The sequence below is a fragment of the Fundidesulfovibrio soli genome, from assembly GCF_022808695.1.
Lineage (GTDB): Bacteria > Desulfobacterota > Desulfovibrionia > Desulfovibrionales > Desulfovibrionaceae > Fundidesulfovibrio > Fundidesulfovibrio soli.
On sequence record NZ_JAKZKW010000010.1, the window covers coordinates 109,154 to 124,479 of the forward strand.

Genomic DNA, 15,326 nt, shown 5'->3' on the forward strand with positions numbered 1-15,326 from the left:
GGCCCCAACGGGCCGGAATACCCGCAAATTCCTCCCTGCCCAGCTGCCGATTGTGCCGCCCGGGAAATTCATGCCGCTCTTGTCTCGTCGCAAGTGCTCGGAATCGCATGGCGCGAATGTTGGAACGGCTTTTGTAGAATCAGGGCCGTCAGGAGGAATGACATGCAAATCCTTCCCAGTTCGATCGCCCGCCTTGGGTTCGTCCCCAAGGATTCATCCCTCTCAGGGACCTCCTCCGTGAGCGCCGCCGACATGTTCGCCGGGCTGCTCAACAGCTATAAGATGAGCTCCAGCGCCATCGTGGACGACGCCCTGGGCACCCCCCTGCCCGGCAAGGACCCGTTCTCCCAGCCGTCCACGGAGCTCGAGAGCGCCCGCTCCACGGCGGGCGACCCCCTTCGCGACGTGAAGATGACCCGCGAGGACATCCTGGAGTTGGCGCCCAAGCTCGAAGCGGCGGGCGTCCCCAAGAGCAAGATGGACGAACTCACCGCCATGGCCGAGAGCCCCAAGGGCATCACCTGGGGCCAGTTCACCCACGAGGTGGAGCAGGCCACGGTGTCCAAGTCGGTGAAGAAGGAAGAACTCTCCGACCAGGACCGCCAGACCCTGGCCTCCCTGTTCACGCACATGGGCTTCAGCGAACCCAAGGCCAAGGAGCTCACCGAGGCCCTGGCCAACGGGCGCACGGAACACGTCTGGCGGCAGGTCTCGGCCCAGCTCTCCGAGCAGGGGGCTTCCGGCAGTTTCAGCATGTCCCGCGATGAGATGGCCACCCTGGCCAAGGCCCTGCGCCTGCCCCAGGAGGCCCGCGACCGGCTGGCCACCCTGGGCGCCAAGGTGGAGGGGGCCGACCTCTCCGGCGCCGGACTGAAGACCATGCTCGCGGCCGTGCAGCAGGAAGTGACCGCCCAGAAGGGCCAGGCCGATGCCGGGCTCCAGCCCGTGCGCCAGGTGCTCGAGCAGGCCATGGCCCAGGCCAAGGACAAGGCCGGGACGGCCGCCAAGGCCGAGGCCGACAAGGTGCAGCCCGCCGGGGTGCGGGCCTCCTCCCTGCTCAAGGACCCGCAGGACCTGGGCGCCGGCAAGGACGACTCCTCCAAAGTGGCGGCGGCCGACGCCAAGGCCCAGGCCCCTTCCGGGACACCCGGCGCCAACGCGGCCGGGGCCAAGCCCGGAGTCCAGCCCGGGGCGCAGGCGGGCAACCAGACTGGCAACCAGGCTACAGGCCAGCAGAACCAGCAATTCTCCGGCAAGGGCGCCGGGGATCAGGCCGTGGCCGACTTGGGCGGCAAGATCCGCACCGAGAGCGGGGCAAGCCCCAACGGCGCGTCCCTTTTCGGCCTTGGCCAGCCCGGCCAGGTCGCGGCGGGCGCGGCCCAGGCCCGCACCGCCGACCCCCAGGCCGCGCGTGCCCAGGCCAGCCAGCTGCTCGAGCAGGTGGAGGCGGGCGTGTTCAGGAACATGGGCCAGGGCGTGAAGCAGCTCACCCTGGAGCTGACACCCGAGGGGCTGGGCAAGCTCAACGTTGTGCTCACTGTGAAGGGCAAGGAAGTGCAGGCCATGATCAAGGCCGACACGCCCGAGGCCGAAAAGATGCTCTCGGAGAACCTGGGCCAGCTCAAGAAGAGCCTGGAGGACCAGGGCCTCTCCGTGGCCAAGCTCGAGGTGCAGCACAAGGCCGCGCAGGACGCGGGCCTGGGCCAGCAGTGGGCGGGCGGCTCCGAGAAGCACAACGAGTTCCAGCAGCGCCGGGACGCCCTGGAGCGCCTGCGCGCCAACACGCTTCTTTCCTCCGGCGGGGAGTCTTTGGCCCAGCAGATGCAGAGTGTGGGTGCAGAGGCAAAAATTACCCAGCGCGGCTTGGACATAGTGGCCTAGTCCGCAGGAGGATCCGATGAGCACTTCCGCAGTTTCAGCCACCGGCAGCAGCCTGACCAAGGCCGCTGGCAGCTCAAAGCAGCTCGGCAAGCAGGACTTCCTGAACCTGCTGGTGAAGCAGCTCCAGTACCAGGATCCCCTCAACCCCATGGACGACAAGGACTTCGTGGCCCAGCTGGCCCAGTTCTCAAGCCTTGAGCAGCTCACCAACATCAGCACCGGCATCGAGGGCCTGATCCAGGCCCAGGGCCGCCAGGAGATGATGAGCGCGGTGGGCTTCATCGGCAAGGAAGTGAAGGCCTCGGGCGACACGCTCTCCAAGTCCGGCACCAGCGTCAGCAAGCTTTACTACACCATCCCGGGCGACGCGGCCTCGGTGACCATCAACGTCATGGACGCCAACGGCAACATCATCCGCAGCGCGCCCCTGGGCGCGCAGACCGCGGGCGAGCACGCCTACAGCTGGGACGGCAAGGATTACAACGGCAAGACCGTGGACGACGGCTACTACTCGATCGGCGTCACCACGGCCAAGGTGGACGGCACGTCCATGATGGTGAGCACCTGCGTGACGGGCATCGTCAGCGGCGTCACCACGGACACTTCCGGCCAGTACGTCCTCTCCACGACGGACGGCAGGCAGGTGCCTTTCTCGGACATCAAGGGAATCGTCACTCCCGCGGCCTCGGCGTCGTAACGGGCAGAATTTTCCGGCAGCAGATTTCGGAGGTGGAATATGGGTCTCTCGACTTCAATGTGGGCGGGCGTCACCGGCCTCATGGCCCACGGCGAGAAGATGGGCGTCGTCGGCAACAACCTGGCCAACGTGAACACGGTGGGCTTCAAGTCCCAGCGCATGGACTTTGAGGACCTGGTCTACGCCAGCATCGGCACGGGCGTGGGCTCGAGCCAGCTGGGCCAGGGCGTGCGCCCCGAGGCCATCCTGGGCGACTTCTCCCAGGGCGGCTTCGAGACCTCCAACGAGGTCACGGACATGGCCGTCTCCGGCCAGGGCTTCTTCACCGTGCGCGACCGCAACAACCAGGCCACCTACTACACCCGCGCCGGCAACTTCCGCTTCGACCAGAACGGCTTCCTGACCGACCCCAACCACTACACCGTGCAGGGCTGGCAGGTGGACGCCCTGAACCTCCGCGCGGAGCGGGCCAACGGGCAGACCGTGACCAAGATCCCCACCAGGGGCTCCATCACCGACGTCCGCCTGGACACCCTGGCCCTGGCCGCCCAGCCCACGGACAACGTCACCGTGGTCACCAACCTGGACCCGCGCACCGGCAGCAAGTCCACCAGCACGACGGACCCGGCCTTCTCGCTGTTCCAGAACTACCGCTTCAACCCGACCCGCCCGCAGGACTCCCCCCTGCCGGACACCGCCTTCGGGTTCCAGACCACCATCAAGGTCTACGACCAGCGCGGCGGCTCCCACAACCTCACGGTCTACTACGACAAGATCTCCGACGTGAACGGCAAGGAGTACTGGGAGTACATGGTCTGCACGGACCCCACCGCCGACGGCCGCACCTTCGACGTCAACGGCGTGCCCGTGAACATGGCCTCCGACGCCCACGCGGGCGTGCTGATGATCGGCACCATGACCTTCTCCGACTCGGGCGCCCTGGAGAACCAGACCGCCTTCACGCTCAACGCCGGCGCGATCACCGGCAGCGTCAGCGACCTTTCCAACTGGACCCAGGCCCGCATCTCCGGCTCGGGCTACCCGGTGTTCACGGCCAACTTCCGAAGCGTCTCGGGGGCCAGCGTCACCACCGCCTCCAACGCGGTGAGCATGTCGCTGAACTTCGGCATCCGCAGCGCCTCCACCCAGTGGAACGCCACCGCGGCCACGGACGCCTCGCAGATCGGCTACAACTTCCTCACGAACTCGCCCCTGCTGCAAGGCTTCGTGCCCTCCACGCTCACCCGCAACAACCTCGCCACCACCAACTACGAGGCCTCGTCCTCCAACCTGTACCTCTCGCAGAACGGTTACCCGCCGGGAACCCTGCAGAGCATCAGCGTGGACAGCGACGGCGTGCTCTCGGGCCACTTCTCCAACGGCCAGGTGCAGGAGCTCTACGTGATCGCGCTCACGGACTTCTCCAGCCCCTGGGGCCTCAAGCGCGAGGGCTCCAACCTGTTCGCCCAGACGCGCGAGTCGGGCGACGCGGTGACGGGCAGGGCCAACACGGGCCGCCTGGGCTCCGTCGCCAGCAACTCGCTGGAAACCTCCAACGTGGACATGGCCCGTGAAATGGTCCAGATGATCCAGACCCAGCGCGGCTTCCAGGCCAACTCCAAGATCATCACCACCGCGGACTCCATGCTCTCGGAAGTCATCCAGCTCAAGCGCTAGTCCGGGTAGGCAGAAAATGCAGGCCCCCCTTCCGGCAGGACCGGAAGGGGGGCTTTGTCGTCTGACCAGCCGGCCCGCGAGGTTTGCCCGGCTCCTCAGGCCGCCTGTCAGGCGTCCAGGGGGCGCGGAGCCGTGCGGGCTCTTGAAGGGCGGCGCTTTATGCCCTAGGCTCCCGGAATGACTTCCGACCCCGCCGGGTCCGGCTCCACAGGCTCCGGCCCTGTCCAACCTTCCGCGCCCCACGGCTGGGGACCAGGCTCACTTTCCGGCCTCGTCCTGCTTCTGGCGGCCCTTGCCGCCGGGCTGTTCACCCTGTTCTCTCCGGGCCGCATCCCGGGCGACCTGGGGGACAGCCGCTTCAACATGTACATCCTGGAGCACGGCTGGCGCTGGCTCACGGGCCAGGCCCCTTCCTTCTGGTCCGCGCCGTTCTACTACCCGGCCCCTGACGTCACGGCCTTTTCCGACAGCCACCTGGGAACGCTTCCCCTCTACGCCGCGCTGCGCTGGGCGGGCCTCGGGCGGGAGGCGGCGTTCCCGGCCTGGATGGCGCTGTGCTCGGCCTTGAGCTATTTCGCCTGCTACGCCGCGTTGCGCAGGCTCGGAGCGGGCCTGGCGGGCGCCGTGGCCGGGGCCTGGGTTTTCGCCTTCGGATTGCCCGTGGCCGGACAGCTCAACCACGCCCAGATGCTGCCGCGCTTCTGCGTGCCTGTGGCCTTCGCCGCCTGGGCCGCCTTCCTGCGCAGCGGGGCCGCCCGGCCACTGGCCCTGGCCCTGGGGGCGCTGGTCTGGCAGACGTACTGCGGCATCTACCTGGGCTACTTCCTGGCCCTTTGCCTGGGGCTGATGACTGCGGCCCATCTGCTGGCGGGCGGCGGTGAAGCCGCAGGCACATGGCGAGCCGGATTTTTCGCCCGGCTGGCTGCCCTGGCCGGGGGCTCCCGGGGGCTTCCGGTGCGCCTCGCCCTGCTGCTGGCCGCCGGGGGGGCGCTCGTCCCGTTGTTCGAGCCCTACATTCGGGTGTCGAGGGCTCTGGGCACGCGCGACCCTTCCGAGATCGAGGCCATGCTGCCGCGCGTGCTCTCCTGGCTCAACGCCTCGCAGAGTTTTTGGTGGTCCTGGGCGGCGGACTTCAGCCCCAGCTTGCCCCTGGCCCACGAGCACGCCCTGTTCGCGGGACTCGCCCCCATGTTGGCCCTGGCGGCCCTGCCGCTGCTGGCCCTGGCGGGGCGCGACCCCCTGGCGCGGAGGGCCATGCCCTTCTGGTGGTGCTTCGCCCTGGCGGCCATCCTGACGCTGCACGCGGGCGGCCACAGCCTCTACATGCTGCTGGTTTCGGCGGCCCCGGGCGTAGGGGCCATCCGCTCGGTGACGCGCATCGCGCTGGTGCTGCTGTTCCCGCTGTCCGTGGCCCTGGCCGTTGCCTTCACCGCCCTGGAGCGGAGGCTGCGCGGCATGGCGGGCTCACGCTTTGCGCCTGCGGCCGTCCTGGCGCTGGTCTGTCTCGTCCTGACGGAGCAGGCCCACCGGCCGCTGGCTTCGTATTCCTTGGCCGAGGCCAGGGCCCGTTTGGATGCCGCGGTGAGCGGCCTCGGGCCTGCAAAACCTGACGCCGTGCTCTTCCTGGATGCGGCGCGCGCGCCGGGCCAGCCCTTCTACGTGGTGCAGCTGGACGCCATGCTGGCCTCGCAGGACATGAACATCCCCACGGTCAACGGCTACAGCGGCCACCACCCGCCGGGTTATCCCGAGGATCTGTTCCTGCTGCGGGGGGACGTGGAGGGCGCGCTGGAGCGCTGGGTCTGCCTCCACGGAGGCGGCATCCTCATGGGCCGCATGCTCCCGCCCCGAAGCTCGGGGCTCCCGGCCGCGACGGCGCGGCAGGGCGGGGGCGCGGGCTGGAGTGTGGACCTCACTGGGGAGTGCTACCCCCTCGAGGTGGACGTGGCGGTGGGCTTCTCCCTGCCGGAGCCGCAGGGGCGCTGGACCGACGCCAACCTGGCCCCGGGAGCGCGGATCGTCTTCTCGCGCCCGCTGCCGCGGCGGTTCGAACTGGTGATCGAGGCCAGGCCCTTCGGCCCCAACGCGGGCAGGCCGGTTGCCGTGCGCGTCGGCGGTGTGGAGCGCGATTTCGTTTTTGCAGACTCAGGAGGCTACCAGGCCGTGTCCCGTGAGTTCGTCACGGATGGCGGCCTGCGCGAGCTCGCGATCATCCCCCCGGCTCCGGCCAGCCCCGCCAAGGCTGGCTCCGGGCAGGACACCCGCAGGCTCGGCCTGAGCATCAAGAGCATCGAGGTCCGTCCGGCAGCCCATTGAATGGAGCACGCGGGCCGCATTGCGGCGCGCAAGCCGACCTTCACGTATCCCGACTACTCTCGAGCTTGGATTTCTCTCCAGCCTCGCCCACGCGCCCCTTGAACGGAGCGCAAGAACCGGCTTGCACAAAAGTCTGCCGGCCCGCGCCCGAAGCCGTCCATTTTGAGGCGTGCTTTTCTTGCCGCGTGGGCGTCGGAAAATCACCGCCAGGAGGGGGCAAGTTTGCCCGCGAGGCTCCCGGAAAGCGGAAAAAAATCCCATGCCATTTTTCAATATGCTGTAATGATGTGATAAATCAGATTTGGCACGGATGAAGCAAGAGGAGGACAACAACAAGGAAAGTTGCCTTACCACAAGGAGGTAATCCCATGTCCCTGGTCATCAATCACAACATGATGGCGATGAACGCCTCTCGAAACCTCAACAACTCGTACGGCAAGCTGTCCGTCGCGACCCGCCGCCTGTCGTCGGGCCTGCGTGTGGGCACCGCCGCCGACGACGCCGCCGGACTGGCGATCCGCGAACTCATGCGCGCGGACATCGCGTCCATCAACCAGGGCGTGCGCAACGCCAACGACGCCATCTCCATGATCCAGACCGGCGACGGCGCGCTCCAGGTGGTGGACGAGAAGCTCATCCGCCTCAAGGAACTGGCGACCCAGGCGTCCACGGGCACCTACACCTCGGACCAGCGCCTGATCATCGACTCGGAATACCAGGCCATGTGCTCGGAAATCACCCGAATCGCCAGCGCCACCAACTTCAACGGCATCTACCTGCTCAACGGCAACCTCTCCAGCGTCGCCCACGACGGCACGGGGCTGAACCCCACCGGCAGGATCAAGATCCACTTCGGCTCCGGCAACTCCAGCGCCGAGGACTACTATTTCATCAGCATCGGCAACTCCACCGCCTCGGGCCTGGGCATCGGCATGTCCGCCGGCCCCGGCAGGGCAGGGCGCTCCATCTCCACGCAGGATCTGGCCCAGAAGGCCCTGCAGGCGCTGTCCGACGCCATCGTCTCCAAGGACAAGATCCGCGCGAACCTGGGCGCCACCCAGAACCGCCTGTCCAACACCATCCAGAACCTGCAGATTCAGGCGGAGAACCTCCAGGCCGCCGAATCGCAGATCTCGGACGTGGATGTCGCCACCGAAATGACGGAGTTCGTCCGTCAGCAGATTCTCACGCAGTCCGCGGTCGCGATGCTCTCGCAGGCCAACAGCCTGCCCAAGATGGCCACCCAGCTGCTGCAGGGCTAGCCATCCTGACGCCGATAGCGTGATTGACGGGACCAGGGGGGGCGGAGCCGGGAGTGGCTCCCACCCCTGGCCTGCATCAACCCTGATTGTTCTGGCCCTGATTATTCTGGTAGGATTCGAGCGCCATGCGCGCCGCGTTCTGCTCGGCCTTCTTCACGCTGGCCCCCGTGGCCAGAAGCGTCCCGCCTCCGGGGAGCACAAGCTCCACCTCGAACACCTTTTCGTGCTCCGGGCCGTGGCTGCCCAGCAGCCGGTAGATGGGCCGCGTGCGGTGGCTCTGCTGGGTCAGTTCCTGCAGCCTGCTCTTGAAATCGCGCACCTTTGGCTGCTCCAGGCCTTCGGGCCAACGCTCCGCGAACAGGCGGCGCACCACCCCCCGGGCGGCCTCGAAGCCGCCGTCCACGAACACCGCCCCAAGAATCGCCTCGAAAGCGTCCGCCAGGAGCGAATCGCGCTTGCCCCCGCCCTGGGACTGCTCGCCCTTGCCAAGATACACGAATGCGTCCAGGTTGAGCGCGCGGGCCATCTCGGCGAGGCCCGGCATGCTCACCAGCCGGGCGCGCAGCTTGGTCAGCGCGCCTTCCGGGGCGTCGGGAAAACGGTTGAAAAGTTCCTCGGAAACGGTAAGCTCCAGTACCGCATCACCCAGAAATTCCAAACGTTCGTTGTGGGTGCAGCCCTGCTCGTTGGCATAGGAGCTGTGGGTGAGGGCGGTAGTCAACAGCTTGACTTGCCCAAAGCGATAGGAAATACATTCCTGAAGGCTATCCAACGCATCTTCCGTCATTACAATGCCTTCCTTCGGCGGCCGCATGGAACGAAACGACCATTTGCTTTCCCTTCTCCAACCCCGGACCGTGGCGGTCGTCGGGGCCTCGCGCACTTCCGGCAAGATCGGGAACGTGGTCGTGGCCAACCTGCTCTCCGCCGGGTATCAGGGGAAAATTTTTCCGGTCAACCCCTTTGCCGATGAAATCCTGGGCATCCCGGCCCTGCACGCCATCGAGCAGCTGCCCCACGGCGTCGATCTGGCCGTGGTCTGCCTGCCCCGCGAGCAGCTGGCCCCCACGCTGGAGCGGCTGGGGGGCGTGGGCGTGCGCAGCGTATGCGTCACCTCCACCGGCTTCAAGGAGGTGGGGCGCGAGGGCTACTATTTCGAGATGGAAGCCGTGGAAGTCTGCCGCCGCCACGGCATCGCCATGCTCGGCCCCAGCAGCCTGGGCCTCTACAACGCGGCCCTGCGCTTCAACGCCCTGGCCGTGCCCTCCGCGCCGGAACCCGGCAACATCGGGTTCTTCACCCAGTCCGGGTCGCTCGGCATGGCCATCCTGGACGCCACCGCGGGCAAGGGTGTTGGCTTCTCCCATTTCATCAGCCTTGGCAACAAGGCCGTTGTCAACGAGACGGACATCATCCGCCACCTCAAGGACGACCCGGCCACCAAGGTGATCCTCGGCTACGTGGAGAACATCGAGGACGGGCAGGCCTTCCTGCGCGCGGCCCAGGAGGCCACGCTGGAGAAGCCCGTCATCATGATCAAATCCGGCGCGACGCCCGAGGGCGCGCGCGCCGCGTCCAGCCACATCGGGGCCATGGCCGGCTCCGAGGACGCCTGCCAGGCGGTGTTCAGCCAGTCCGGCATCATCCGGGTGGGCGGCCTGCGGGAGATGTTCAACCTCGCGGTGGCCTTCTCCAGCCAGCCCCAGCCAGGCGGCCCCAACATCTGCGTGGTCACCAACTCGGGCGGCGCGGGCATCCTGGCGGCCGACGCCCTGGTGCGCTCGTCGCTGGTGATGGCCCCGCTGCGCGGCCAGACCGTGGACGAGCTCAAGCGCTTCCTGGCCAGCCACGCCTCGTTCTACAACCCCGTGGACATCCTGGGCACCTCCAACGCCGAGACCTTCGCCAAGGCCCTGGCCGCCACCGCGCAGGACCCGCTGGTGCACATGCTCCTGCCCGTGGTCACCCCCAGCTGCCACGCCGACCTGGAGCAGGTGGCCTGGGCCATCGCCAGGCAGGCCAGCGAGTGCGCCAAGCCCGTGGCGGCCTGTTTCCTGGGCGACGCGGCCACCGTTGGGGCCCGCGAGGTGCTGCGCAAGGCGGGCGTGCCCTTCTATGACTCCCCGGAGGACGCCGTGCGCGCCCTGGACGCCCTGTTCAGGCACGCCGAGTGGATGAAGCGGCCCTTGCCCGTGGAAATCTGCTACATGTCCAACACCTTCCAGGCCAAGGACGTGCTCTCCAAGGCCAAGGCCAGGGGCTTCTCCGAGCTGGTGGAGTTCCAGGCCATGGACGTGCTCAAGGCCTACGGCCTGCCCGTGCCCAAGACGGTGCTGGCGCGCACCTCCGACGAGGCCGCCCAGGCCGCCAAGACCATAGGCTACCCCGTGGCCCTCAAGATCGCCTCGCCCCAGATCGCCCACAAGTCCGACATGGGCGGCGTGGTGCTGAACATCAAGAGCGAGGCGGACGTGCGCCGCGCCTTCATGGACGTGACCAACCGGGCCAGCCGCATCAAGGAGGCCTACGTCATGGGCTGCGTGGTGCAGCAGATGGCGCCGCCAGGCTCCCGCGAGGTGTTCGCGGGCTTCAAGCGGGACCCGCAGTTCGGCCCCCTGGTCATGTTCGGCCTGGGCGGGCTCTACGTGGAGGTCCTCAAGGACGTCTCCAGCAGGCTGGCCCCGCTGTCGCTCCTGGACGTGGGCGAGATGGTGCGCGAGATACGCACCTACCCCCTGCTGCGCGGCGTGCGCGGCGAACCGCCCGTGGATTTCAGGGCCATCGAGGATGTTTTGTTGACCCTTTCGCAGATAGCGGTAGATTTCCCGGAGATCGTGGAGTGCGATTTCAACCCGATCATGGCCCATCCTGGCGGGGCGTTGGTGGTGGACGCCCACTTCATCCTGGGCAGGCGATCGAACGGCGACTGAAGAAGCCCGGGACTCGCCCGGGCGTTGGCCGCTTCCGGGCGGCCCAAACCAGCGGATTCAAGCAAAGGCCCTCCCGCCGGAGGCCGGTGAGCGTGCGGCGCGCGGCGGGATCACAGTGACGCAAGGTCGGGGAGGCAGCATGGCTGGCATCTACGTGGGTTCCACTTCCGGTTATTCCGGCAAGAACATGGTCATCATGGGCCTTGGGCTCAAGTTCCAGAAGGAAGGCTACAACGTCGGCTACTACAAGCCCGTGGGGGCCATGCCCAAAGAGGTGGCAGGCAAACTGGGCGACGACGACGCCAACTTCGTCCAGGGCGTGCTGGGCCTCGAGGAAGACCCCTCCGAGGTCACGCCCGTGGTGGTCACGCAGGATTTCAAGGTCAAGGCCTTCTCCGGCCAGTGCCCCGACCTGATGGATGTCATCGTCAAGGGCTACGACAAGCTCTCCGCGGGCAAGGACGTGACCCTGGTGGCCGGCTCCGGCTCCATGTACTCGGGCACCTACTGCAACGTGGACGGCGTGAGCGTGGTCAAGCGGCTGAACATCCCGGCCATCGTCATCGACCGCTTCCAGAAGGAGCTCAACTACGACTACCTCGTGGTCCTGAAAGAGACGCTGGGCGACAACCTCCTGGGCGTGATCCTGAACGACATCACCCCCAACTTCCTGGACGAGGTGGAGTCGCTCATCGTGCCCTTCCTGAACCGCAAGGGCGTGCGCGTGCTGGGCATCATCCCCAAGGACCCGCTCATGGGCGCCATCAAGGTGGCCGACCTGGCCGAGCGCCTGGGGGGCAAGGTCATCTCAGCCCAGCACAAGGCGGAGCGCATCGTGGAGAGCTTCCTCATCGGCACCATGCAGGTTGAAAACTTCCTGACCCACTTCCGCAAGAACAAGAACGCGGCCGTCATCGTGGGCGGCGACCGCTCCGACGTGCAGCTGGTGGCCCTGGAGGGCGACAGCCCCTGCCTGGTGCTTACCGGCAACCTCTACCCCAACGACATCATCCTCACCCGCTCCGAGGTGCTGGAGATCCCCATCATCGTGGTGCGCGACGACACCTTCTCCGTGGCCAAGAAAATGGAGACCATCCTGCAGCGCCACAAGCTGCGCGACATCATCAAGATCAAGCAGGGCGCGCAGCTGGTCAGCTCCAACATCGACTTCGAGTACATAAAGAAGGGCCTCGGGCTGAAGTAGCCCCCCTGCCACAGCCACTTTCGGCCCCGGCGCGCACGCGCCGGGGCTTTTTTTGTCGCCATAAGCGCAGCCTCTTGGTATATGGGGCGAAAGTCCGTTCCTGCCCGCCCGGGCCGTGCGGCGAAACCCCTTTCGGAGGCGCGACCATGCCCGACCTCATCTCCTGGGGAACCACCGAGCTCGCCAAGCTCAAAGACGACATGGACAGGCGCTTTTGCGCCCTCTTCGAGGATTTCGGCCGGCCCAAGGCCATGTGCCCGGAGGGCGGCATCCGCGTGGATGCCTCCGGCGACGACTGGCTCGTCACCTGCCCCCTCTCCGGGTTCGAGCCCGAGGAGGTGGCCGTGAGCGTCTCCGGCCGGGTGCTCTCCATCTCGGCCGCGAGGGAGCGGGGCGCCGGCGGCGGCAGCCTGCGCATGGCGCGCGAGCTGACCCTGCCCTTCGCCATCGAGGCTGCCGAGGCGGGCTTCTCCGGCGGCACGCTCACCGTGCGCCTGCGCCGCCAGGGGCTCCCCCCCGTCCGCAGCATCCCCGTCCGCAAGAGCTAGGCCCAGCAACCCACGCGAGCCGCCGGGGCCACGGCGGGCGGCGTCGCCAACTCCACCGGAGCGCAGCATGACCGCAACCTCACCATCCTTCGAAGTCCCCCCGGAAAGCCTTCGCTGGAGGCTCGACCCGGCAACCCTCGCTTTCGAGACCACCGCGCAGCTCACCCCCCTGGACGCCGTCATCGGGCAGGAGAGGGGCCTGGAAGCACTGGGCTTCGGCATGGACATGCTGCGCAAGGGCTACAACGTGTTCGTCACGGGCGACCCCGGGCACGGGCGGCTTTCCGCCGTCAAGAAGCTGCTCCAGGAGAGGTCCAAGGCCGACCGCATCCCCGACGACCTCTGCTACGTCAATAACTTCAAGCGCCCCGAGGCCCCGGTGCTGCTGCGCTTCAAGGCCGGGCTGGGCTCGGTGTTCAAGAAGGACGTGCACGAGTTCCTGGAGCGCCTGAAAAAGGAGATTCCCCAGCTCTTCGAGAGCGAGGAGTACATCGCGCGCAAGAACGAGATCATCGAGCTCCACGAGAAGAAGGTCATGGAGTTCTACAAGGCCGTGGAGGAGAAGGTCAAAAACACCGGCCTGGCCATGGTGCGCATGGAGGTGGGGCCCTACACCCGCCCGGACGTGCTGCCCGTGGTGGACGGCGAGCCCAAGCGCATCATCGACCTGGAGGCCATGGTGGCCAACGGCCGCTTCCCCAAGGACGAGTTCGAACGGCTGCGGGCCAAGCGGGCCGAGGTCAAGGAGGACGTGGACCACATCGTCCAGGAGGTGCGCGACCTGCAAAAGGAGGTGGACCGCAAGCTGGAGGAAGTGGACAAGATCATGTTCCGCTCCATGGCCACGGACCTCCAGGCCTCCCTGCGCGACGCACACCAGGACCCCAAGGTGCGCGCCCACCTGGAGGCCATGGTGGAGCACATGGTGGACAACCTGGAGGATATCAAGACCATCGGGGCCAAACCCCAGGGCATGATGCCGGGGATGCCCTTCTCCGCCCCGTCCCCCGAGGCGGTCCTGCACCCCTACGACATCAACCTCCTGGTGGACAACGCCGAGCAGGCCGGGCCGCCGGTTGTCATCGAATCCTACCCCACCTACCGCAACCTCTTCGGCGGGGTGGACCGCGTGGTGGGCCCCTACGGCGGATGGCAGACCGACTTTTCCAAGATCACGGCCGGGGCCTTCGTCAAGGCCAACGGCGGCTACCTGGTGCTCAACCTCATGGACGCCATCATGGAGCCGGGCGTCTGGCAGACGCTCAAGCGCTCCCTCAAGACCGAGAGCATCGAGATACAGACCTACGACCCCTTCTACTTCATCTCCGGCACGGGGCTTAAGCCCGAGCCCATCGACATGGAGGTGAAGGTGGTGGTGCTCGGGGACGAGCGGCTCTACCAGCTGCTGCGCTACTACGACCAGGACCTGCCCAAGATCTTCAAGGTCCGGGCCGACTTCTCCCGCACCATGGACAAGAACGACACCGCCGTCGCGCAGATGGCCCGGTTCATCGCCGGGGAGGCGGCCGAGCACAAGCTGCGCCCCTTCACGGCCGGGGCCGTGGCCGTGGTGGTGGAGCACGCCGTGCGCATGGCCGGGCGCGTGGAGAAGCTCTCCACGGCCTTCCCCCTGCACACGGACCTGCTCTGCGAGGCCGACCTCTACGCCGGGCGCGCCGGGTCAGAAACGGTAGGCGAGGAGCACGCCCGCGAGGCCCTCGAGGCGCGCATCGGGCGGCTAAGCCGCATCCAGGACATCCTGCGCGAGATGATCGCCCGGGGCAGCCTGTTCGTGGACGTGGACGGCGCCGCCGTGGGCCAGGTCAACGGCCTGGCCGTCTACAGCATGGGGGGGCACGCCTTCGGGATGCCCTCGCGCATCACGGCGGCCACGGCCATGGGCCGCGAGGGCATCATCAACATCGAGCGCGAGGCCGACCTCTCCGGCCCCATCCACAGCAAGGGCATGCTCATCCTGGCGGGGTACCTGCGCCGCAGGTTCGCGCAGGACAGGCCCCTCTCGCTCACGGCCAGCATCGCCTTCGAGCAGGCCTACTCCGGCGTGGACGGCGATTCGGCATCATCCACTGAACTCTACGCGCTGCTCTCCAGCCTCTCGGGCGTTCCCCTGCGGCAGGACATCGCCGTGACCGGCTCCGTGAACCAGATGGGGCGCGTGCAGCCCATCGGCGGCGTCAACGAGAAGATCGAGGGCTTCTTCCTCTGCTGCAAAGATCGCGGCTTCACCGGCAAACAGGGCGTGATGATCCCCCAGGCCAACCTGAAAGACCTCATGCTGCGCGAGGAGGTCATCGAGGCCGTGCGGCAGGGCCAGTTCCATATCTGGGCTGTTGCCACGGTAGACGAGGGGGTGGAGGTGCTCACGGGAGTGCCCGCCGGGGAGCGTGGCAAGGACGGCAAATACCCCAAGGGCAGTGTGAACGCCCTGGCCGACGCCCGGCTGAGGCAACTGGCCGAAGGATTGCGGGATTTCGTGAAGGAAGGGGAGATGGACAAGAAGGCGAAGAGTAAGAAGGCCGAGCCTAAGAAGAAAGAGGGGAAATAGGGGAAGAGATAAGAGCGGGGCTCTGCCCCGTACCCCGCCGGGGGGAGTGCCTCCCCCCGGACCCCGGCGATAAAAACGGACAGCGGCCTAGGCCGCTGTCCGTTTCATTTTGCGCGATCGGTTCAAGTCGCGAAAGACCGTTGGAATGGGCCGACACGTCGCGAAGCCGGAAGGGATTCCAAAGGGAGGACCTCCCTTTGGCGGGAGGGTGCAGGGAGGGCAGCGCCCTCCCTGCCCGCCGGAGG

At 67.2% G+C, this 15,326-nt stretch carries 10 protein-coding genes; 9 read left to right on the forward strand and 1 reads right to left on the reverse strand.

Annotation, left to right across the window (positions count from 1 at the left end; translation table 11 throughout):
• Positions 1-162: 162 nt before the first annotated feature.
• The 5 genes from MLE18_RS10690 (at position 163) to MLE18_RS10710 (ending at position 7,833) form a co-directional block, all read left to right on the forward strand.
• On the forward strand, positions 163-1,881 hold the full coding sequence (locus MLE18_RS10690; protein WP_243438790.1) for a flagellar hook-length control protein FliK: 1,719 nt from the start codon (positions 163-165) through the stop codon (positions 1,879-1,881).
• A gap of 16 nt (positions 1,882-1,897) precedes the next feature.
• A complete protein-coding gene (locus MLE18_RS10695) occupies positions 1,898-2,578 on the forward strand; it encodes a flagellar hook assembly protein FlgD (protein ID WP_243438791.1) in 681 nt (226 codons plus the stop codon).
• 39 nt (positions 2,579-2,617) lie between these two features.
• Complete coding sequence (locus MLE18_RS10700) at positions 2,618-4,255, forward strand: flagellar hook protein FlgE (RefSeq protein ID WP_243438792.1); 1,638 nt, start codon at positions 2,618-2,620, stop codon at positions 4,253-4,255.
• A gap of 177 nt (positions 4,256-4,432) precedes the next feature.
• On the forward strand, positions 4,433-6,571 hold the full coding sequence (locus MLE18_RS10705) for a DUF7024 domain-containing protein (protein ID WP_243438793.1): 2,139 nt from the start codon (positions 4,433-4,435) through the stop codon (positions 6,569-6,571).
• Positions 6,572-6,939: 368 nt separating this feature from the next.
• Positions 6,940-7,833 (forward strand): flagellin N-terminal helical domain-containing protein, encoded by an 894-nt coding sequence (locus MLE18_RS10710; RefSeq protein WP_243438794.1) that lies wholly within the window; start codon positions 6,940-6,942, stop codon positions 7,831-7,833.
• 76 nt (positions 7,834-7,909) lie between these two features.
• Here the strand turns inward: MLE18_RS10710 and rnc are convergent, their stop codons facing one another.
• Positions 7,910-8,620 (reverse strand): ribonuclease III, encoded by a 711-nt coding sequence (gene rnc, locus MLE18_RS10715; protein WP_243438795.1) that lies wholly within the window; start codon positions 8,618-8,620, stop codon positions 7,910-7,912.
• A gap of 25 nt (positions 8,621-8,645) precedes the next feature.
• Here rnc and MLE18_RS10720 point away from each other — a divergent pair, with 25 nt between their 5' ends.
• From MLE18_RS10720 to MLE18_RS10735, 4 genes are all read left to right on the forward strand, one after another.
• On the forward strand, positions 8,646-10,763 hold the full coding sequence (locus MLE18_RS10720) for an acetate--CoA ligase family protein (protein WP_243438796.1): 2,118 nt from the start codon (positions 8,646-8,648) through the stop codon (positions 10,761-10,763).
• 139 nt (positions 10,764-10,902) lie between these two features.
• Positions 10,903-11,967 carry a phosphotransacetylase family protein gene (locus tag MLE18_RS10725; protein WP_243438797.1) on the forward strand — a complete coding sequence of 355 codons (1,065 nt, stop codon included), beginning with the start codon at positions 10,903-10,905 and terminating at the stop codon, positions 11,965-11,967.
• Between the two features lie 146 nt (positions 11,968-12,113).
• Positions 12,114-12,515: an Hsp20/alpha crystallin family protein gene (locus MLE18_RS10730; RefSeq protein WP_243438798.1), complete on the forward strand. Its 402-nt coding sequence runs from the start codon at positions 12,114-12,116 to the stop codon at positions 12,513-12,515.
• A 67-nt stretch (positions 12,516-12,582) separates the two neighbouring features.
• Complete coding sequence (locus tag MLE18_RS10735; RefSeq protein ID WP_243438799.1) at positions 12,583-15,081, forward strand: Lon protease family protein; 2,499 nt, start codon at positions 12,583-12,585, stop codon at positions 15,079-15,081.
• The last annotated feature ends 245 nt before the right edge of the window (positions 15,082-15,326 follow it).

What these genes read in the sequence shown, in the direction of transcription:
- MLE18_RS10700 (WP_243438792.1), top strand. Translation starts at nt 2,618, where the DNA reads ATGGGTCTCTCGACTTCAATGTGGGCGGGCGTCACCGGCCTCATGGCC.
- MLE18_RS10690 (WP_243438790.1), top strand. Translation starts at nt 163, where the DNA reads ATGCAAATCCTTCCCAGTTCGATCGCCCGCCTTGGGTTCGTCCCCAAG.
- MLE18_RS10720 (WP_243438796.1), top strand. Translation starts at nt 8,646, where the DNA reads ATGGAACGAAACGACCATTTGCTTTCCCTTCTCCAACCCCGGACCGTG.
- MLE18_RS10710 (WP_243438794.1), top strand. Translation starts at nt 6,940, where the DNA reads ATGTCCCTGGTCATCAATCACAACATGATGGCGATGAACGCCTCTCGA.
- MLE18_RS10730 (WP_243438798.1), top strand. Translation starts at nt 12,114, where the DNA reads ATGCCCGACCTCATCTCCTGGGGAACCACCGAGCTCGCCAAGCTCAAA.
- MLE18_RS10725 (WP_243438797.1), top strand. Translation starts at nt 10,903, where the DNA reads ATGGCTGGCATCTACGTGGGTTCCACTTCCGGTTATTCCGGCAAGAAC.
- MLE18_RS10695 (WP_243438791.1), top strand. Translation starts at nt 1,898, where the DNA reads ATGAGCACTTCCGCAGTTTCAGCCACCGGCAGCAGCCTGACCAAGGCC.
- rnc (WP_243438795.1), bottom strand. Translation starts at nt 8,620, where the DNA reads ATGACGGAAGATGCGTTGGATAGCCTTCAGGAATGTATTTCCTATCGC.
- MLE18_RS10705 (WP_243438793.1), top strand. Translation starts at nt 4,433, where the DNA reads ATGACTTCCGACCCCGCCGGGTCCGGCTCCACAGGCTCCGGCCCTGTC.
- MLE18_RS10735 (WP_243438799.1), top strand. Translation starts at nt 12,583, where the DNA reads ATGACCGCAACCTCACCATCCTTCGAAGTCCCCCCGGAAAGCCTTCGC.